Source organism: Croceivirga sp. ABH4_376 (genome assembly GCF_056160685.1).
On the sequence record NZ_JBSWXQ010000003.1, the window covers coordinates 249,476 to 269,531 of the forward strand.

Below are 20,056 nucleotides of genomic sequence, written 5' to 3' on the forward strand. Positions count from 1 at the left end.
AAATCAAAAAAGTGTTTAGCTAAAGTTTAAGCTTTTAAAAAACAAAACGATAGGTAGCCTTAAGAAGAAAGATATTTTGTGGTGTTTGCCCAAAAACATTGTTACCTAAGTCATTTAACAAACCAGCCATTGGGTCACCAGACCTGGATACATCTTGAGACCATACCAAGAAAATCTCGGAACCAGGAATATACTCCCAACGCAATACTAGATTAGACCTGAATTGAACAAAAGAAAAATCAGGATTACCAAAACTAAAGTCAGTAGTACCGTCTAAATCCGTATCCACTTGGTAGGTATCATCTACCAAATTAATTTGCTGCGGTGTGTAAGCTTCAAATCTATTTTCAAAAGTATCGGCAACAGGATTGGTAACATTTTTAAAACTAGCATATCTACCCCTAGAAATAAAAGGTTGCCCCCAATATTGTATGGTTAAGTTGGGGTTAATGGTATAATTTAAACGAAAAGACATGCTTAAAGTTCGTTGTTCTATAGCCCCATTTAGATATACTGTTTCGCCCCCCACTTCTAAATTATCTACAAACTGTAATTTATCATTATTTATTTGGTAAGAGGGATACGCAGAAATCCGTAAAGCATTTATAGGTTGATAGGTAAAGCCCGCTTCTACGTAGTAGGTATTGATAGAATTATCAAACGCTTTACGGCCATTATGAAATACGTTGAAACGAATTTTTTTTCTATTGTCCGTATTTATGCCATTCCAGAAACTCATCCATGGAGAACGTTTCAACCTTGGACCACCTCTTAGGGCAAAATTAGAATATTGTATGGGAGCGTAGTTAAAACCTAAATTTGAAAACCAATTGCCTTTCCAGTTTTGCCAACTATTGGTATTGAATTGTAAATAATTATGATTGCCCCCAAAATCCCATGCAGACCAATGATTGTAATTGATACCAACACGTCTAAAGGTACTATCAGGTTTTAAAGTTTGATACCCAACCCAGGTGTAATGCCTTATATCGTCTGATTCTCTTTGAAACCCAATATCATTTAATTCCAGTTCCGGGGAACGCCACGTGCCACCTGTTTCAAATTTCCAATGGCCATTACCTACTTTCCCTAACTGAATATTCCCCGCGGTTCCGGTTAAAGAAGTTCTATTTTCATCTACCTCCAAATGGTCTGCACCTACCCGCTGAAACAAATGCCTAATAGTTTGTTGTGTATTGAGTATGGCTTCCTCGCTTCCTTTTACATGACTAAAAACAACATTACCACCAACGTACCAATCCCTATTATTCCATTGGTGTTTAAAATCTAGTGCACCCGTATAAGCCGAAGTGTGCAAAAAGTTTAAACTTTCTGGTAAATCTGCACGGTTGGTAGCAGTAAAAATACCACCCACATAAGAATTGCGCTCGTTAAAATCTTTTTGTAAACGCCCTACAAAATAATTGGTTAGCGGTTCCACTATTTCCTTTCTTCTATCACCGCCTGCATCTACGGTAGCAAACCTTTTGGCAGTAACACTTTCTAAAACACCAATGGCCCAACCATCTTTTGTTTTTCCACTGAATTTTGCCGCACCAATAATTGGCGTTTTATCTGGTACATCTGCAAATTCACCATCCCCTACATTGGGAAAACCATGTGGCGTTCTACCAATACGCCTAGAGTAGAAAACGTTATCCGAACCAAAAGTGTTGCCCGCTTCAGAATTAGAAACCCGAAAGTCAAAGATGTTTTTGTTTTCTACAAAAAACGGACGTTGTTCTTGAAAGAATATTTGAAAACCGTCTAGCGCAATGGCAGACGGGTCTGCCTCTACTTGGCCAAAGTCCGGATTTACGGTTAAATCCAACGTTAAATCATTAGTAACCCCAATTTTAGCATCAAGACCAACAGTAATATTGGTATCGTCTCCATCTCTAAATGGATTTCCCTCTTCCGCCTCATAGGTTTCACCCTTAGCAACGGTGTATGGCTGTATTTCTAGCTGTTTTTGAGGCTCTAGATTTTTTAATCCATGAAGTTCACCAAACTCACTTACCCAACCTGGCTGGTCTACTGGTTTTCTTTGCCATAAAGAGCGTTCTTCTCCCCTAAAATAACGCCTTGTAGATTGGAGGCCCCACACCTGATTTGGTGCATCCCCAAATTTAAGCTGACTCAAAGGTATTTTTATTTCTGCCGTCCAACCCTCATTATCTACGTTGGTTTTAGTATACCAAATAGGATTCCAACTCGCATCCCAATTATTACCATTATTAGAGATAAATTCGTCCCCCTTTACACCAGCAGCAGTTACCGTGAATGAAAAAGCGGTACGTTTATCATGATAACTATCTATATTAAATTCTACCCAGTCTCCATCAAAACCATCTCGCCTAGATAAACGTTTTACAATTTTGTCGGGCTCATCATCTAAGCAACGAACACCAATGTAAAGGTATTTGGCATCATATATAATTTTAAATTTTGTTTGATGGCTTGGCGGTGTATTTTCATCTGGTTGATTTTCGATATAGTCCGTAGCCCACTCTACAGCTCCCCATATGGTATCATCTAAAACCCCATCTATATTAGGAGGGTTTTCTATGGGTTTGGTAACATAAATTTTTTTGGTCACAATAGTTTGCTTTAAACTATCCGTAAGGCTGGTTGGCGGTTCTTCTTGTTGCTGTGCCCAAGAAAAAGAGAAAAGAAATCCAACCATAACAAGGGTTATGGAAGTCTTTATCATGTTGTTCGTTTTTTGATTGATGTAGCCTAAAGACCATATAAATCGAGGCATGTTACAGTTCCTTAATCTTTTTAAGATTTATTTAACAAACATCCCTTAAAGTGGTTTTAATAATGCCTATTTTTGCGGTTTGAAAAATATTTGGGCACAAGCGTTTGTAATTCAATCTAATAATTGTACATTTGCAGCCCGTTTATCGGAAAGGAATTAGAACTAATACGATTTCAGAGCAGTGGATACATTAAGTTACAAGACTATATCTGCCAATAAGGCCACAGTAAACAAGGAGTGGTTATTGGTTGATGCCGAAGGAGAGACCCTAGGAAGATTGGCTTCTAAAGTTGCCAAAATCCTAAGAGGAAAACATAAGACCAACTTTACACCTCACGTGGACTGTGGAGATAACGTTATTGTTATCAATGCCGACAAGATTACGATGACTGGTAACAAGTGGAATGAAAAAACCTACTTGCGCTATACTGGTTATCCTGGTGGGCAGCGTTCTACTACAGCTACTGAATTGTTGGAGAAACACCCAGAAAGATTAATAGAGAAATCCGTTAAGGGAATGTTGCCTAAAAATAAATTAGGTGCGGAGTTGTTCCGTAACCTTAAGGTTTATGCCGGTGCTGAGCATGACCATGAGGCACAAAAACCTAAGACATTAAACTTAAATGAATTCAACTAATGGAAGTGGTTCATAAAATAGGAAGAAGAAAAACAGCTGTTGCCCGTGTTTATTTAACAGAAGGTAGCGGAAACATTACTGTTAACAAAAAAGCATTAGAGGACTATTTCTCTACTGGTACTTTACAATATAAGGTTAAACAACCTTTTGCCTTAACTGAAACCGAAGGTGCTTACGATGTAAAAGTAAATGTTTACGGTGGTGGTATTACCGGACAAGCAGAAGCTATTAGATTGGCATTATCTAGAGCAATGTGCGAAATCAATGAAGAGAATCGTACAGTTCTAAAACCAGAAGGCTTACTAACTCGTGACCCAAGAATGGTAGAGCGTAAGAAATTTGGTCAGAAGAAAGCTCGTAAGAAATTCCAGTTCTCTAAACGTTAATATTTCAAGCACGGGAAACCGTGCTTTTTATATACAGTTCATTGAAAATCCCGAAGCTTGCCCTTCGGGTATTATTTTATCAAAAACAAAAGTTGTCGTTGTTCCAAAAAGGAAAACAGCTTTTTGGAAATTAGTTTAGCATCTAAATGCTAAGGGCGAAGTATTATACGGACCACCTTTGCATTGCTATCTCAACGGAACGTAAACTAAGAAAACAAAAATGGCAAACATTGAAGTAAAAGACCTTTTAGAGGCAGGTGTGCATTTTGGCCACCTTACAAGAAAGTGGAATCCAAACATGGCTCCTTACATCTACATGGAGCGTAACGGTATTCACGTTATTAATCTTTACAAGACTGCTGCTAAATTAGAAGAAGCACAAGAAGCACTAAAGAAAATTGCTGCTTCTGGCCGTAAAATTCTTTTCGTAGCAACCAAGAAACAAGCTAAGGACATTGTAGCAGACAAAGTATCTGCAGTTAACATGCCATACATCACAGAAAGATGGCCAGGTGGTATGCTAACCAACTTTGTAACTATCCGTAAGGCTGTTAAGAAAATGGCTTCTATAGATAGAATGAAGAAAGATGGTACTTTTAACACGCTATCTAAAAAAGAGCGTTTACAAGTAGATCGTTTAAGAGCCAAATTAGATAAGAACTTAGGTTCTATAGCTGATATGACTCGTTTGCCAGGCGCAATTTTTATTGTTGATACCATGCGTGAGCACATTGCAGTAAAAGAAGCATTGAAATTGAATATTCCAATCTTTGCAATGGTAGATACCAACTCTGACCCAAGACCAATTGACTACATCATTCCTGCGAATGACGATGCTGGAAAGTCTATTGAAATTATCTTATCTGAAGTTACCAAGTCTATTGGAGAAGGATTAGCTGAGCGTAAAGCTGAGAAACAAAGCGCTAAAGACGAGGCAGCTCCTAAGAAAGAAAACAAGAAAGAAGCAGCAAAAGCAGAAGCTCCAAAGGCAGCAGCAGAAGTTGCATCTTCTGAGGAAGAGTAATTTAACATTGTCCTAAAACAAAACACAAAGTTTGTGTTTTACTTTATACATAATATTCAAAAACAAAACACATGGCAAAGATTACAGCCGCTGAAGTAAATAAATTAAGAAAAGCCACTGGTGCAGGTATGATGGACTGCAAAAAGGCATTAGTAGAAGCAGAAGGTGATTTTGACAAAGCAATTGAAATCCTTAGAAAAAAAGGACAAAAAGTTGCTGCTAAAAGAGCCGACAGAGAATCTTCTGAAGGTGCTGCCATTGCTAAAGTTAACGATGCAAAAACAAGTGGTGTTGTTATCTCTTTGAACTGTGAAACAGATTTCGTTGCTAAAAACGATGGTTTCGTAGACTTAGCTAACCAATTGGCTGAATTGGCTTTAGGTTTTGATTCTAAAGACGCTTTTCTTGCCGCTGATTTCAATGGCGTGAGTGTTGCAGACAAATTAACCGAGCAAACAGGTGTTATTGGAGAGAAAATAGAGATTGGTAGCTTTGAAAAATTAGAAGCTGCATTTGTAGGTTCTTATATCCACGCCGGTAACAAGATTGCTACTTTAGTTGGCCTATCTAAAAGTGTTGATGGCGCAGAAGAAGCTGCCAAAGACGTTGCTATGCAAGCCGCGGCAATGAATCCTGTAGCTTTAAATGAAGATGGCGTTGATCAATCAATTATCGACAAAGAAATAGAGATTGCCAAAGACCAATTACGTCAAGAAGGTAAGCCAGAAGCTATGTTAGATAACATCGCCAAAGGTAAACTTAACCGTTTCTTTAAAGATAACACTTTGGTAAACCAAGCGTTTATTAAAGACAGTAAGCAAAGCGTATCAGATTACGTTAAATCTGTAGATAGCGATCTTACTGTAACTGCTTTTAAAAGAGTAGCATTAGGATAATTTTCCTAATAAAAATATATTCCAAAGCCTTAGTATTTCTACTAAGGCTTTTTTTATGCGTTCCAGTTTGGTATTACACATCCATTATTTTGATTATTTTTGTTCGGATTTTAAAAACCTGTCCATGCAATACAAAAGAATTCTTCTAAAATTAAGCGGTGAAGCCCTTATGGGAAAACAGAATTATGGCATAGATGCCGAACGCTTAAAGGAATACGCAGAGGACATAAAAGCAGTAATAGACAAGGGCGTGGAAGTTGCCATTGTTATTGGGGGCGGCAATATATTTAGAGGCCTAAAAGGGGCTAGCGAAGGCATGGATAGGGTTCAAGGAGACCACATGGGTATGCTTGCTACCGTTATCAATGGCCTAGCCTTGCAAAGCGCCCTAGAAATAGCTGGCGTTGAAACCAGGTTACAATCTGCCGTTAAAATAAATGAGGTAGCAGAACCATTTATTCGTAGAAGAGCCATTAGACACTTGGAAAAAGGTAGAGTGGTAATTTTTGGAGGTGGTACCGGAAACCCTTATTTTACAACTGATTCTGCAGCCGTTTTAAGAGCAATTGAGATAAAGGCAGACGTTATTTTAAAAGGTACGCGAGTAGATGGTATTTATACGGCAGATCCAGAAAAAGATAAAAATGCCACCAAATTTGATAGTCTATCTTTTACAGAGGTACTATCCAAAGGCTTAAAGGTTATGGATACCACCGCTTTTACTTTAAGTCAAGAAAACGAATTACCCATTGTTGTATTTGACATGAATACAAGAGGCAATTTGATGAAAATTGTTTCCGGAGAAAATATTGGAACTGTAGTAAATAACTAATTTGGCCTACAATTTGTAGCGCATCGATTAAAACAAACCCAAATGGACGAAGAAATTACATTTGTACTAGACGCAACAAAAGAAGGAATGGATGCCGCCATGAGGCATTTAGAAAAATCGTTTGTAAAAATACGCGCCGGTAAGGCTAGCCCAGCAATGTTATCTGCAGTGATGGTAGAATATTATGGCTCCCAAACTCCATTATCTCAAGTATCTAACATTAACACACCAGATGGTAGAACCATAAGCGTACAACCATGGGAGAAATCTTTACTAGGAGAAATTGAAAAAGCAATTATGAACGCTAACCTAGGTTTTAACCCTATGAACAATGGAGAAAACATAATTATCAACGTACCTCCATTGACCGAAGAACGTAGAAAAGAACTAGTTAAACAAGCAAAAGCAGAAGCAGAAGACGCAAAAGTTGGTGTTCGTAGCGCTAGACAAGACGCTAATAAGGAACTAAAAAAGTTAGATATTTCCGAAGACTTATTAGCAAATGCAGAGGTAGACGTTCAAGAATTAACGGATAAATACATTAAAAAAATTGAAGACGTCTTAGCTATTAAAGAAGCTGAGATAATGAAGGTTTAATCACTCTTAAATTTTCAAGATTACTAGGTGGCGTTTACAGGGTTTTCTACCTTTGCCACTGATTTTAAAGAAGGATGGTTAAAAAACTTACAGAAGGATTCTGGTCTGCGGTAGCTAGGTTAATACTCCGTAACAGAATCCTTATTCTTTTACTACTTGTTGCCGCAACGGTGTTTTTTGGTTTACAATGGAAAAACATGCGCTTTTCCAATACTGAAGCAAACGTACTACCAGATGACCATCCTCAAACGGTGCAATACGCAGAATTTGTCTCAAAATTTGGTCAAGAAGACAACGCCATTGTTTTAGCCGTTAGAGATTCGGCCCTCTTTAACCCAAACAATTTTAACCGCTGGAATAAATTAAGCAAGCAATTCCAAGCCATACCAGAGGTAACATCCGTTATCTCTACAGAAAACTTGCAAGAGTTGGTAAAGGATCAAGAGGCCAATGCATTTAAGCTACAACCCCTCTACACCAAAACTCCCAAGACTTACCAAGAAGTAGCAGCCATAAAGGATAAATTGTTTGAGCAGCTACCGTTTTACGAGAATCTTCTTTTTAACAAAAAAACTGGAACGGTAAGAACGGTAATCTATATAGATAAAGATTTACTGAACACCAATGTAAGAAATGAGTTTATACTTACCGACTTAGAAAATCTGGTAGATAATTTTGAGAACGAAACAGGTTTAGATGTTAGGGTGTCTGGCATGCCTTATATAAAAACTTGGAACTCTAAAATAATAATTGATGAGATAGGTAAATTTATACTAGCTGCGCTGGTGGTTACCTCTCTAATCTTCTTCTTCTTTTTTAGAAGCTTTAGAGCTACTTTAATAGCCATGTCCGTAGTGGTGGTTGGTGTAATGTGGGCGTTTGGGGTTTTAGGCTTGTTTCAATATGAAATAACCATTCTTACAGCACTAATTCCACCTTTGATAATTGTTATTGGTATTCCCAACTGTATTTTTTTAATCAATAAATACCAGCAAGAAGTTAAAAAACACGGAAACCAAGCAAAATCGCTACAACGGGTAATCATTAAAATTGGTAACGCCACTTTAATGACAAACATAACCACTGCCCTAGGCTTTGCAACGTTCATTATTCTAGACAGTGATTTGCTAAAAGAATTTGGTATAGTTGCCTCCATCAATATTATTTCTATCTTTTTACTTTCTCTTTTAATTATACCTATAGTTTATAGTTTTATGCCAATCCCCAAAGAGAAGCATTTAAAACATTTAAACAAAAAATGGGTAGACCGCTTTGTAGGTTGGATGGAGAATGTAGTGCGTAACCATAGAATCGCTGTTTACATTACCGCTGTCACTGTTTTAGTTTTAAGTATCATTGGAATATATCAAATTCAAATTACGGGAAGCCGCATAGAAGACTTACCTAAAGACGCTAAGTTTTTTAAAGATATTCGGTTTTTCGAAGAGGAGTTTAATGGGGTAATGCCAGTAGAGTTAGTAGTAGACACCAAAAGGAAAAATGGGGTATTAAAGCTAGCCACCCTACGGAGAATGGATAGAATAAGTAAAGAAATTGAACATATTCCTGAACTGTCTACCCCGGTATCGGTTGTAAATTTAGCTAAGTACTCCAAGCAGGCCTTTTATAATGGTATGCCAAAATATTATCAACTGCCAACTTCCCAAGAAAATACTTTTATACTAGACATGGCCAGCAAGTCTAAGGGTAATGCTAATTTATTGGAGAGTTTTGTGGACAGTACGGGACAGGTTGCGCGTATGACGACTTTTATGCGGGATGTTAAAACACCCAGAATGGAAGAAATTGAAAACGATTTATTAAAGTCCATTGAAAAGATTTTTCCACAAGAGCGTTACAACGTTTATATAACCGGTAAAGCCATTTTATTTTTAAAGGGAACCAAGTATTTAATAAAAAACCTGATTCTTTCGCTAGCATTGGCTATTGGGTTAATTGCCATTTTTATGGCATATTTGTTCCGTTCTTTTAGAATGATATTGATATCCTTAGTACCAAACATTTTACCCTTGGTTATAACAGCTGGTTTAATGGGTTATCTTGGAATTCCTATAAAACCGAGTACTATTTTAATTTTTAGCATTGCATTTGGTATTTCCGTGGACGACACCATTCATTTCCTTGCGAAATATCGTCAAGAATTAGCTGCAAACAAGTGGCAAATTAAAAAATCGGTATACAACTCGTTAAGGGAAACCGGCGTAAGCATGTTCTATACCTCAATAGTATTATTTTTTGGCTTTTCGGTCTTTATAATTTCAAGTTTTGGAGGTACGCAAGCCATGGGCGGTTTAGTGTCTGCCACCCTACTCTTTGCCATGCTGAGCAATCTTATATTATTGCCGTCTTTGTTGCTTTCACTAGAGCGTAACATTGCCAACAAAAAAACCTTTAAAAAACCGCAAATTCGCGTATTGCCATTACCAGACGAAGAGAACGATAAACCTTAGAATTTTCTAGCATTTAAGCTCTGTTTAGTTTTCTCAAAAAGCTATCTTTGAAGCTTAAATTTAATTAGATTATGGCTCGATTATCGGTAAGTGATTTATTGAAAACAGAACCTACATCACAAGATGTAACAGTAGAAGGATGGGTAAGAACTTTTAGAAGCAACAGGTTTATTGCGCTAAACGATGGTTCTACGATAAACAATATACAATGCGTGGTAGATTTTGAGAATTTGGATGAAACCACTATCAAATCCATCAATACAGGTTCTGCCATAAAAGTTACCGGTCAATTAGTAGAAAGCCAAGGTAAAGGGCAATCTGTTGAAATACAGGTAAGCGATATATTCATTCATGGGGCGGCCGATCCAGAAACATATCCTATTCAACCTAAAAAACACTCGTTAGAATTTTTAAGGGAAAAGGCTCACTTGCGCGTTCGTACCAGTACGTTTTCTGCAGTAATGCGTTTGCGTTCCGCATTGAGTTTTGCCATTCATAGCTATTTTCAACAAAATGGCTTTTATTATATGCATGCACCTATAATCACCGGTTCCGATGCAGAAGGTGCAGGAGAAATGTTTAGGGTTAGTACATTAGACGCTAAGAACCCGCCTTTAAAAGAGGATGGCGGTATAGATTATAAACAAGACTTTTTTGGAAAGGAAACCAATTTAACGGTATCTGGTCAATTAGAAGCGGAAACCTACGCTATGGGCTTAGGAAAAGTATACACTTTTGGCCCTACGTTTAGAGCAGAAAACTCCAATACCTCTAGACACCTTGCAGAATTTTGGATGATTGAGCCAGAAATGGCCTTCTTTGATCTAGATGCCAATATGGATTTAGCCGAAGACTTTATTAAATGGGTTATAGGTTATGTTTTGGAAAACTGCCAAGACGATTTAGCATTTTTAGAAAAGCGTTTATTGGACGAGGAAAAGACCAAACCACAGGCAGAGCGTAGCGAAATGGCGCTTATAGAAAAATTAAAGTTTGTTGTAGACAACAACTTTAAACGCGTAAGCTACACCGAAGCCATAGACATTTTAAGAAATTCTAAGCCGAATAAGAAAAAGAAATTTGAATATCCTATAAATGAATGGGGTGCAGATTTACAAAGCGAACATGAACGCTTTCTTGTAGAAAAACATTTTAAGTGCCCTGTAATATTGTTTGATTATCCTGCTAAAATAAAGGCATTTTACATGCGCTTAAACGAGGATGGAAAAACCGTTAGAGCCATGGATGTCTTGTTTCCAGGAATTGGAGAAATAGTTGGTGGATCACAACGTGAAGAACGCCTAGATGTACTTAAGGAAAAAATGGCTGCACTTAACATTCCCGAAGAAGAATTATGGTGGTACCTAGATTTAAGAAAATTTGGAACGGCAGTTCATAGTGGTTTTGGTTTAGGTTTTGAGCGCTTGGTATTATTTGTGACCGGTATGGGTAACATTAGAGATGTAATTCCATTTCCACGAACACCACAAAACGCAGAATTTTAGAGAATTCTTTAACTTTATAAGTAAACGGAACAAATTCTATGCTTAAACAAAGTCTGCAGTTTAAATTATCACAGAAGCTATCTCCACAGCAAATCCAATTAATGAAACTTATTCAATTGCCAACACAGGCGTTTGAACAAAGGTTAAAACAAGAATTGGAAGAAAACCCTGCTTTGGAAAGTGGTAAGGTGGATAATAATGAACTTACAGACGATTACGGCGATAATTACGATGATTCTCAAGATAGCGAAACCATAGCAGCAGAGGACATTAATATAGACGATTATTTAAGTGATGATGAAATTCCAGACTACCGTACACATGCCAATAATTACTCAGCAGATGATGATGAGAAAAGCGTACCCTATGCAGCTGGAATTTCATTTAATCAATATCTACTTAATCAACTAAGTACAATTTCCTTAGACGACCAAGAATGGGCTATTGCCGAATACTTAGTAGGTTCTGTAGATGAAAGTGGATACATACGCAGACCTATTTCTGACATTGTAGACGATTTGGCCTTTACCCAAAACATTTATACGGAAGAAAGCACCGTAATATCTGTTTTAAAGACGGTACAAACTTTAGATCCTCCAGGTGTTGCCGCACGCACGTTAGACGAATGTCTAGTCTTGCAACTCAAAAGAAGGGAGCAAACACCTTCTGTTAGTCTAGCAACTGTATTAATTGAAAAGTCTTTTGAGCAATTCACCAAAAAGCATTACCAAAAATTAATCAGCAAGCATGATATTACCGAAGAACAACTAAAGGCTGCTATTCAGGAAATTGAACGTTTAAACCCAAAACCAGGCGGTTCCTATGCTAGCAACAACAGAATAGTTGAGCATGTAGTTCCAGATTTTAGTATTAGAATTTTAGATGGTGAACTAGATTTAACTTTGAACGGACGTAACGCCCCGGAACTTCACGTATCCAAGGAGTACACCAACATGCTAAAAGGCTATAAAGATGCCAAGGAAAAAAGTAAGTCCCAGAAAGACACCGTTCTCTTTATAAAACAAAAACTAGATGCTGCCAAGTGGTTTATAGACGCCATTAAACAAAGGCAACAGACACTTTTTGTTACCATGAACGCTATAATGGAATACCAAAAAGAATATTTCCTTACTGGTGACGAACGTAGACTAAGACCAATGATTCTTAAGGATATTGCTGATGAAATTGGAATGGATGTATCTACCGTTTCCAGAGTTGCCAACAGCAAATATGTAGATACTCCTTATGGCACCAAGCTTATAAAAGAATTTTTTAGCGAGGCCATGAAAAATGAACAAGGAGAAGATGTTTCTACACGAGAAATAAAGAAAATACTTGAAACCGTTATTGGCGAAGAAGATAAACGCAAACCGCTAACTGATGATAAACTTGCCAAGTTATTAAAGGAAAAAGGCTATCCTATTGCTAGAAGAACAGTAGCAAAATACAGAGAACAACTAGGGCTGCCCGTAGCCCGCTTAAGAAAAGAAATTTAATGCGGTACTTTTGGCGAGTACTGTCCTATGTGTTCCACCCATTATTGGTTCCAATAGCTGGTACGGTTTCCTATTTTTTGGTTACACCTAAATTTAATCCACTAGCCTTACAAAGCGGAAACATTTTACCCATCTTTATACTTACGGTAATTATCCCGATTATCTTTTATTTGATTCTAAAAAATTTAGGCATAGTAAAATCAGTTTTTGCACCAACCATTAAGGAACGTAAATACCCCTTGTATTTAAGCATGATCATTTACCTAATGATTTTATATAAGGTAATACCTCTAAATTATATTAATGAACTTTATTTCTTTTTTGTAGGACTATTAATAGCAACATTTGCCACTCTTTTAATACTGTTTATAAAGATTAGAGCCAGTATTCATTTAATGGGCCTAGGCAGCCTTCTTTTTTACCTAATAGGACTTAGCATACACTTTGAAAGAAATATAACCATAGCAATTGCCGCTTTGACCTTAATGTGCGGTATGGTGGCAACTTCTAGACTGTATATGAAAGCGCATTCTCCAAATGAACTTCTTATTGGTTTCTTATTGGGTTGCATAAGCCAGTTTTTTACCTTCAAATACTGGTTATAAAATATAAAAGATTAAACCCACCCTTAATGGTCTAATGTTTATTGGCTCATTATTTAATAAGGCATTTTCATCCAATAAATTACTAAGCGAGTAGTACAAATGTAAATTCCAAGTGTTATAACCAACACTTAAGCTTAATCCATATTGCCACTGTTCTACATTTGCATTGTGGAAAGAAGTTTTAATGCTTTCCGTTACAAGTTTAGAATTGCTTGCAAATATATAGGCCGTTTTTACCCCTGCATAAACCCTCCAAAATCTATACGTATCAGCTCTAGAACTACGCCATCTTATCTCAAAAGGCAAGTTTACGCCATAGGTGCCTATTTTACTTCGTTTAATAGCATCTTCGCTCGTAGCTATTCGGTAACTGATAAAATTTTCACCATTATCCGTAGCAATTAAATTAGAGTAATAGCTATTTATAGAAAACCCAACCCCTAAGCCTAATCCAAAATTACGCCTTTGGTTAAGCGGAATATCCTTAATAAAGTTAAGCCCTAAACCATAACTTAAATTACGCTGAATTACATTTGCCGGCTTTTCTTGCAACAAATTATACCAAACAGCAGCAGAAAACTGATCTTCTAGGTATTTATCGTCTAAAGGAATACTGTCTTTGACTTGGGCGCAGATAAACCATGGTAATACCAATACACCTATAAATAATTTCAGCATTAATTCTCTAATTAGTAATTCAAAGTAAACAAAAAAGCATCCCAATGGGATGCTTTTTTTATAAATCTATAATATTCTACTATTGAAGGTTATTAAATGCATCACCTTCATAAGTTGTATAATTTACTTTTAAAGCATTAACCTTTCTAAGCTCTTGTTTAATATCAGATATAAGACCCATATTAGCATCTTTATCTACTTTTAAGGCCGTAGTTAATACATTTTGTAATTCCTGTGGCTTCTTAGCTCTCTCTGCAAGAATATAAGAACCTACTTCGTCTACATTAGCAAATTTATCGTTCAATTGAATTTTAGGCTCAGTTCCATATACACCTTGGTATTCCTTTGTAGGCTTACCAACATAAATATATATTACCCGATCCTTTTTTTCCAACTTCTTAACCTCACTTGCGTTTGGCAACGTATTCTCCACTAATAAAGAACTGTCTTTCATAGTTGTTACCGTCATAAAAAAGAACAATAACATGAATACGATATCTGGCAAGGAAGCTGTTGAAACCGCCGGAATATCTCCATCTTTTTTCTTAGCAAACTTTGACATAAGATCTAATATTAATTATTACCGGATGTTTCTGCTTCTGACAACTTCTGTGGAAACAAATCTTGAATCTTTTTCACCTTTTCTTTTAAGTCATCTCTGACAGCAGTAGGCGTTTCAGGGTTCAAATATTCTGATTCCATATCAGTAAAGTCTCTACCGTATCTGGCCTGCGCCTCACGGTTTCTCAAATCGTTATACGCACCTACCAATTCGTTTTGAACCGTTATATAGGTGCTATAATTAGTTTCACGATCGTTCTTCAAAGAGATAATTGCTTTGGATGGATTATCCGATGAATTAGGATCTTTCTTTCCCTTACAGTAAGTACAAGAACCATCGCCACCGTTTTCCAAAAACGCAATTGCAGATTCACGCAAATCCGTAAGTTCCATCAAATTGTCCTCAACCAGCAACTGACCGTTTTTATTAATAACGACAGTAAAAATATTCTTTTGCTTTATTACAACATCAGTATCAGGCGGTTCAATTGGCGGCAACATACGATCTAAACCTGCATCTGTTTCTATAGTAGTAGTTACTAAGAAAAAGATAAGCAGAAGGAACGCGATATCCGCCATGGAACCAGCATTTACTTCAGGTGCTCCTTTTCTTCTTGGCATAATCTGTTTTATTTACCGAATAATTTTTTAACTCCTGGGATAATCATCAACAACACGGCAATACCAGTCATAAAAAAGAACACATTTAAAAGCATTCCAATTGTTTTAACCGTACTAGCCTCTGGCTGAATATCTTTTCCACTAAATGTATCTACAACAGCTTGAGCTTCATCACCACTAGAAAGGGCGTATCCAACGATAAAGACAACAACTAAGCCACCTAAAGCAAAAAGTGCTTTTTTAAGACCTCCTGGTGTAGTCACCATTTTCTTAAGTCCCCAGAACAAGGCCAAAATAGCAGCAACTGCTAACAAAACCCATGTCATTGCGAACATTAAGCTAATACCTGCGCTATTGATTGCTTCTGGATCTTCTGGATCCGGCATCATAAAGAAACTGGCAACAGCCGCTATGATACCTATAACAATCAATACATATTTAATTATTTTATGCATATCTCGATAGATTTTTTATACAGTTAATGATTACTTTTTATGGGCAGCCAACATATCAATCAATGCGATTGAAGAGTCTTCCATATCATTTACTATACTATCGATTTTAGCAATGATGTAGTTATAGAAAATTTGAAGGATAATCGCAGTAATCAAACCGAATACCGTGGTTAAAAGTGCTACCTGGATATCACCAGCAATCAAAGATGCACTTAAGTTACCTACAGCTGCAATTTTCTGGAATGCTTGAATCATACCAATTACCGTACCCATGAAACCAAGCATGGGAGCAATAGCGATAAATAAAGACAACCAAGAAACATTTTTCTCTAATTGACCCATTTGTACACCACCGTAAGCAACTACCGATTTCTCTGCAGACTCTAAACCTTCTCCTACTCTGTCCAAACCTTGGTAATAGATAGAGGCAACAGGCCCTTTTGTGTTACGACAAACTTCTTTTGCAGCTTCTACACCACCAGAAGCTAGAGCATCTTCTACTTGTTGTTTCAATTTAGCAGAATTAGTTGTAGCTAGGTTAAGGTAAATAATACGCTCAATAGCAACAGCCAAACCTAAAATTAAACATAACAATACGATACCCATAAAAGTTGGCCCACCTTGGATGAACTGCTCTTTTAATACTTGGGTAAAACTTTTGCTTGCTTCGGCAGCTGCCTCGTCTTGCAACAGCGCCGCTGAAGCTGTTGTAGTACCTAAAATAAACATTCCAGCAGTAGCCAGAGTAAAGGATATTTTTTTCATTGTGTCCAAACTTAAATTTAGTTAGTTAATAATGTTAAAGATATAAAAAATTCGCAATTAAAAAATTTAAAAGCCTAGCAGAGAGGAAGGGATTCGAACCCTCGATACACTTTTGGTGTATACACACTTTCCAGGCGTGCGCCTTCGACCACTCGGCCACCTCTCTTTGTCCTTTTATTAAGGGCGAGCAATAAACAAAAAAAATATTAACTAGTAAAATTTGAGAAGTTAATTTTGGGACATCTCCCCACGTATAGAAGTCTCAAAAATGGACTTGAACAAGGTGGAATCCACTTCTTGACCTAATAAATACATAGCTTTAGTTACTGCAGACTCCGTGGTAATATCCTTACCACTAATAAGTTGTAGCTGCTTTAAAGTAGTACTGGCCTCATAATGCCCCATTACCACCCCACCGCCAGAACATTGGGTTACGTTTATAATGTGCAAGCCCCTACTTTTAGCACTTTTTAACGTATTTAAGAACCATTGGTCTGTTGTAGCGTTACCCGCACCATAGGTTTCCAAAATTAGAACACGTAAATCTGGGGTATTAACAACCGCCTCTAAAAGGTTTTTATTGATTCCCGGAAATAACTTCAAAACAGCAATATTGGTATTCATAACCTTATGCACTTGTAACTTCTTGCTATTCTTTACCCGGTACAAAAATGAATGCTGTGCTTTTAAATGAACACCAGATTCTATTAAAGGTGGATAATTGGGGGAGGTAAAGGCTTCAAAATGCTCTGCGTTAATCTTAATAGTTCTATTACCCCTGTACAACTTGTATTCAAAGTATAGGGCAACCTCTTGCAGCAGAGGCTCATCCTTTTCTGTAAGGGTCGCTATTTGTATAGCGGTAATCAAATTTTCCTTAGCATCCGTCCTAAGATCACCTATTGGCAATTGTGACCCAGTTAGAATTACCGGTTTTCTTAAATTCTCTAACATAAAACTCAAAGCAGAAGCCGTATAAGCCATGGTATCACTACCATGCAACACCACAAAACCATCAAAATTTTGATAGCCCTCCTCAATAATCGAAGCAATCTCTACCCAGTAGGAAGGATTCATATTTGATGAATCAATTGGAGAAGCAAAAGAAACCGTATCAATAGCACATTCTATTTGATTGATCTCCGGTATTTTTTGCAACAATTGGTCAAAATTAAATGCCTTGAGCGCACCGGTTTCATAATCTTTGACCATACCAATGGTACCGCCAGTGTAAATCAATAATATTCTAGCTCTTTTACCCATAACTAAATACCGAACACTTGCTTAGAATTAGCTGTTGTTTGCAATGCTATCTCTGAAAGTGGCAAATCGTAAATTTCCGCTAATTTTTCTGCCACGTTTATTAAGTACGAGGGTTCATTGCGCTTACCACGGTAAGGGGTTGGCGCTAGATAAGGCGCATCTGTCTCCAAAACAATATGCTTTAAATCAATTTGATCAAGAAACTTATCAATTTTCCCATTCTTAAAGGTAACCACGCCACCTATACCCAGTTTCAAATTATAATCTATTGCCTTTAAGGCTTGCTCATAACTACCCGTAAAACAATGAAAAATACCAAATAAATCCCCTCCCTTTTCTTCTTCTAGAATTTCAAACACCTCATCAAAGGCATCCCTACAGTGAATAACTATGGGTAATTTATGTTGTTTGGCTAATTGTATCTGATACCTAAATGCCTCCTGTTGCATAGCCAATGTGGACTTATCCCAATACAAATCAATTCCAATTTCGCCTACGGCCACATAATTATCCACATTCAATTCTTTGGCAACATGATTTAATTCTGCCTTATAATTCTCCTTAACGTGCGTAGGATGCAAACCTGCCATTAAAAACACCTTATCTGGATATGCGTTTTTTACCTTTTTCATCCCAGCAGTATAACTTGCATCTATAGCCGGAACAAAGAAGCGGGCCAAACCATTGTTAAAGGCTCGCTGCATCATAGCATCTTGATCTTCTTCAAAAGCCTCGCTGTAAATATGTGTATGGGTATCTGTAAATATCATGAGGACAAAAATAGCCTTATCTTTACAGCTTTTGCTTAAGATGACTTTGAAAAAATACTTAAAGTCGAAAGACTATACACGCATCCCCTTGCGATTAACCGCAACCAATCATTTTGAAATTTCTGCCAAAATAAATGGGATAAGTGGCAGATTTATTTTAGACACGGGAGCATCTAACACCTGCATAGGCACGGACAAACTCACCTATTTTGACCTTAAATCTGAAGCTTCTGAGATTAAAGCGGCAGGAGCGGGAGCTATTAATATGGACACTCTTATAAGCACAAAAAACAAAATAGCTATTGGCGATTGGACGTATAAAAAACTAAGTATAGTTGTTTTTGACCTTACACATGTAAACACGGCCCTTATAAACCACAATGCCCTTCCCGTGGATGGCATTATTGGTGCAGACATCCTAAAAAAGGGAAAGGCAATTATAGATTATGACAAAAAATGTCTATTCTTAAAAAAACGAAAGTAGCCTTAAAGCTCTAGCGCTTTTTTCACGTTGTTATTCATTAGCAATTCTTCTGGGTTTTCTAAAGCTTCCTTAACGGCAACCAAGAAACCAACAGATTCTTTACCATCTATTATTCTATGATCATAGGACAATGCCACGTACATAATTGGCGCTATTGCTATGGCCCCGTCCCGTACTATTGGCCTTTCTACGATATTATGCATACCTAGAATAGCACTTTGCGGTGGATTTATGATAGGCGTAGACAACATAGAACCAAAAACACCACCATTAGTAATGGTAAAGGTACCTCCCGTCATTTCATCAACCGTAATTTCTCCTTCCCTAGCTCTAATAGCTAAACGTTTTACTTCTGCCTCTACCCCTCTAAAAGATAAATTTTCTGCATTTCTAATTACTGGTACCATTAAACCTTTAGGACCAGAAACAGCAATACTTATATCACAGAAATCATAAGAAATCATTTCTTTACCGTCTATCATAGAGTTCACGGCAGGGTACATTTCTAAAGCCCTAACACAGGCCAAAGTAAAGAAAGACATGAAACCTAGGCCTACACCGTGCTTACTTTTAAATTCTTCCTTGTACTGCTTACGTAATTCAAAAATAGGCGTCATATCCACCTCATTGAAAGTTGTAAGCATAGCCGTTTCGTTTTTAACCGAAACCAATCGCTCTGCAACTTTTCTACGTAGCATAGATAATTTTGAACGCGACTCACCCCTTCTTCCACCTGCTGGAGACCCCATAGATGGTTTTGCGTTCAACGCATCTTCTTTAGTTACTCTTCCATCCCTACCTGTTCCTTGAACGTCTGCAGCCGGGATTCCTTTTTCACTTAATATTTTTTTAGCCGCCGGAGAAGCTGTACCCGTAGCGTATGATTCTTTTTTGGGAGCCTCAGGCTTAGGAGCTGCTTCCTTTGGAGCCTCTTCTTTTTCTTCCTTTTTTGCAGGTGCAGCATCGCCTTCAGGTTTTTCTGCACTTGTATCTATAAGACAAACCACTTCGCCTACTGCTACCGCATCGCCTACCTCTGCTTTAAGGGTTATTATTCCACTTTCTTCAGCAGGAAGTTCAAGCGTTGCCTTATCAGAATCTACTTCTGCAATTGCCTGGTCTTTTTCCACATAATCACCATCCTCTACTAACCATTCTGCGATTTCCACCTCGGTTATGGATTCCCCAGGGGATGGTACTTTCATTTCTAGAATCATAATATTATGCTAGTTTATTAACTCTTTGT

20 protein-coding genes and 1 tRNA gene are annotated in these 20,056 nt (G+C 37.4%); 11 read left to right on the top strand and 10 right to left on the bottom strand.

Annotated features, from left to right (window positions below; all coding sequences use genetic code 11):
* Nucleotides 1-34: 34 nt before the first annotated feature.
* Nucleotides 35-2,713 carry a DUF5916 domain-containing protein gene (locus ACXAGS_RS09570; RefSeq protein WP_474906332.1) on the bottom strand — a complete coding sequence of 893 codons (2,679 nt, stop codon included), beginning with the start codon at nt 2,711-2,713 and terminating at the stop codon, nt 35-37.
* 232 nt (nt 2,714-2,945) lie between these two features.
* On the opposite strand from ACXAGS_RS09570, the gene rplM reads away from it, so the two are divergent.
* The 10 genes from rplM to ACXAGS_RS09620 all read left to right on the top strand — a co-directional run bounded on the left by rplM (nt 2,946) and on the right by ACXAGS_RS09620 (nt 13,213).
* Nucleotides 2,946-3,401, top strand: coding sequence for a 50S ribosomal protein L13 (rplM, locus tag ACXAGS_RS09575; protein ID WP_474906333.1), 456 nt, complete (start codon nt 2,946-2,948; stop codon nt 3,399-3,401).
* Nucleotides 3,401-3,787, top strand: a complete 387-nt coding sequence (gene rpsI / locus ACXAGS_RS09580; protein WP_474906334.1) for a 30S ribosomal protein S9 — start codon at nt 3,401-3,403, stop codon at nt 3,785-3,787. Before rplM ends, rpsI begins: the two co-directional genes overlap by 1 nt.
* Before the next feature lie 220 nt (nt 3,788-4,007).
* Nucleotides 4,008-4,811, top strand: coding sequence for a 30S ribosomal protein S2 (rpsB, locus tag ACXAGS_RS09585; protein WP_474906335.1), 804 nt, complete (start codon nt 4,008-4,010; stop codon nt 4,809-4,811).
* A 71-nt stretch (nt 4,812-4,882) separates the two neighbouring features.
* The gene (tsf, locus tag ACXAGS_RS09590) at nt 4,883-5,707 is read left to right on the top strand and encodes a translation elongation factor Ts (RefSeq protein ID WP_474906336.1); all 825 of its coding nucleotides are present in this window, start codon (nt 4,883-4,885) and stop codon (nt 5,705-5,707) included.
* A gap of 124 nt (nt 5,708-5,831) precedes the next feature.
* Entirely contained in the window at nt 5,832-6,539 is a 708-nt protein-coding gene (pyrH, locus tag ACXAGS_RS09595) for a UMP kinase (protein ID WP_474906337.1), read from the top strand.
* A 42-nt stretch (nt 6,540-6,581) separates the two neighbouring features.
* Nucleotides 6,582-7,136, top strand: a complete 555-nt coding sequence (gene frr, locus ACXAGS_RS09600) for a ribosome recycling factor (RefSeq protein ID WP_474906338.1) — start codon at nt 6,582-6,584, stop codon at nt 7,134-7,136.
* A gap of 74 nt (nt 7,137-7,210) precedes the next feature.
* Nucleotides 7,211-9,607, top strand: coding sequence for an efflux RND transporter permease subunit (locus ACXAGS_RS09605; RefSeq protein ID WP_474906339.1), 2,397 nt, complete (start codon nt 7,211-7,213; stop codon nt 9,605-9,607).
* 71 nt (nt 9,608-9,678) lie between these two features.
* Nucleotides 9,679-11,112, top strand: coding sequence for an asparagine--tRNA ligase (asnS, locus tag ACXAGS_RS09610; protein ID WP_474906340.1), 1,434 nt, complete (start codon nt 9,679-9,681; stop codon nt 11,110-11,112).
* Between the two features lie 38 nt (nt 11,113-11,150).
* A complete protein-coding gene (rpoN, locus tag ACXAGS_RS09615; protein WP_474906341.1) occupies nt 11,151-12,608 on the top strand; it encodes an RNA polymerase factor sigma-54 in 1,458 nt (485 codons plus the stop codon).
* Entirely contained in the window at nt 12,608-13,213 is a 606-nt protein-coding gene (locus ACXAGS_RS09620; RefSeq protein WP_474906342.1) for a hypothetical protein, read from the top strand. The genes rpoN and ACXAGS_RS09620 overlap by 1 nt, the downstream gene beginning before the upstream one ends.
* Here ACXAGS_RS09620 and ACXAGS_RS09625 read toward each other — a convergent pair.
* The 8 genes from ACXAGS_RS09625 to ACXAGS_RS09660 all read right to left on the bottom strand — a co-directional run bounded on the left by ACXAGS_RS09625 (nt 13,208) and on the right by ACXAGS_RS09660 (nt 18,326).
* The gene (locus ACXAGS_RS09625; RefSeq protein ID WP_474906343.1) at nt 13,208-13,891 is read right to left on the bottom strand and encodes a porin family protein; all 684 of its coding nucleotides are present in this window, start codon (nt 13,889-13,891) and stop codon (nt 13,208-13,210) included. The two genes, ACXAGS_RS09620 and ACXAGS_RS09625, sit on opposite strands and share 6 nt — an antisense overlap.
* Before the next feature lie 79 nt (nt 13,892-13,970).
* On the bottom strand, nt 13,971-14,453 hold the full coding sequence (locus tag ACXAGS_RS09630; RefSeq protein ID WP_010517693.1) for an ExbD/TolR family protein: 483 nt from the start codon (nt 14,451-14,453) through the stop codon (nt 13,971-13,973).
* Between the two features lie 11 nt (nt 14,454-14,464).
* Nucleotides 14,465-15,073, bottom strand: a complete 609-nt coding sequence (locus ACXAGS_RS09635; protein ID WP_474906344.1) for an ExbD/TolR family protein — start codon at nt 15,071-15,073, stop codon at nt 14,465-14,467.
* 8 nt (nt 15,074-15,081) lie between these two features.
* Nucleotides 15,082-15,528, bottom strand: a complete 447-nt coding sequence (locus ACXAGS_RS09640; protein ID WP_474906345.1) for a hypothetical protein — start codon at nt 15,526-15,528, stop codon at nt 15,082-15,084.
* Between the two features lie 30 nt (nt 15,529-15,558).
* Nucleotides 15,559-16,293: a MotA/TolQ/ExbB proton channel family protein gene (locus ACXAGS_RS09645; protein ID WP_474906346.1), complete on the bottom strand. Its 735-nt coding sequence runs from the start codon at nt 16,291-16,293 to the stop codon at nt 15,559-15,561.
* A 78-nt stretch (nt 16,294-16,371) separates the two neighbouring features.
* Nucleotides 16,372-16,459: transfer RNA gene (locus tag ACXAGS_RS09650), tRNA-Ser, on the bottom strand.
* Between the two features lie 62 nt (nt 16,460-16,521).
* The gene (locus ACXAGS_RS09655; protein ID WP_474906347.1) at nt 16,522-17,556 is read right to left on the bottom strand and encodes an asparaginase; all 1,035 of its coding nucleotides are present in this window, start codon (nt 17,554-17,556) and stop codon (nt 16,522-16,524) included.
* A gap of 2 nt (nt 17,557-17,558) precedes the next feature.
* Nucleotides 17,559-18,326 (bottom strand): TatD family hydrolase, encoded by a 768-nt coding sequence (locus ACXAGS_RS09660; protein WP_474906348.1) that lies wholly within the window; start codon nt 18,324-18,326, stop codon nt 17,559-17,561.
* Here ACXAGS_RS09660 and ACXAGS_RS09665 point away from each other — a divergent pair.
* The gene (locus ACXAGS_RS09665; RefSeq protein WP_474906349.1) at nt 18,325-18,810 is read left to right on the top strand and encodes a retropepsin-like aspartic protease family protein; all 486 of its coding nucleotides are present in this window, start codon (nt 18,325-18,327) and stop codon (nt 18,808-18,810) included. The genes ACXAGS_RS09660 and ACXAGS_RS09665 overlap by 2 nt on opposite strands.
* Before the next feature lie 2 nt (nt 18,811-18,812).
* Here ACXAGS_RS09665 and odhB read toward each other — a convergent pair whose 3' ends face one another.
* A complete protein-coding gene (gene odhB / locus ACXAGS_RS09670; protein ID WP_474906350.1) occupies nt 18,813-20,027 on the bottom strand; it encodes a 2-oxoglutarate dehydrogenase complex dihydrolipoyllysine-residue succinyltransferase in 1,215 nt (404 codons plus the stop codon).
* Nucleotides 20,028-20,056 lie beyond the last annotated feature (29 nt).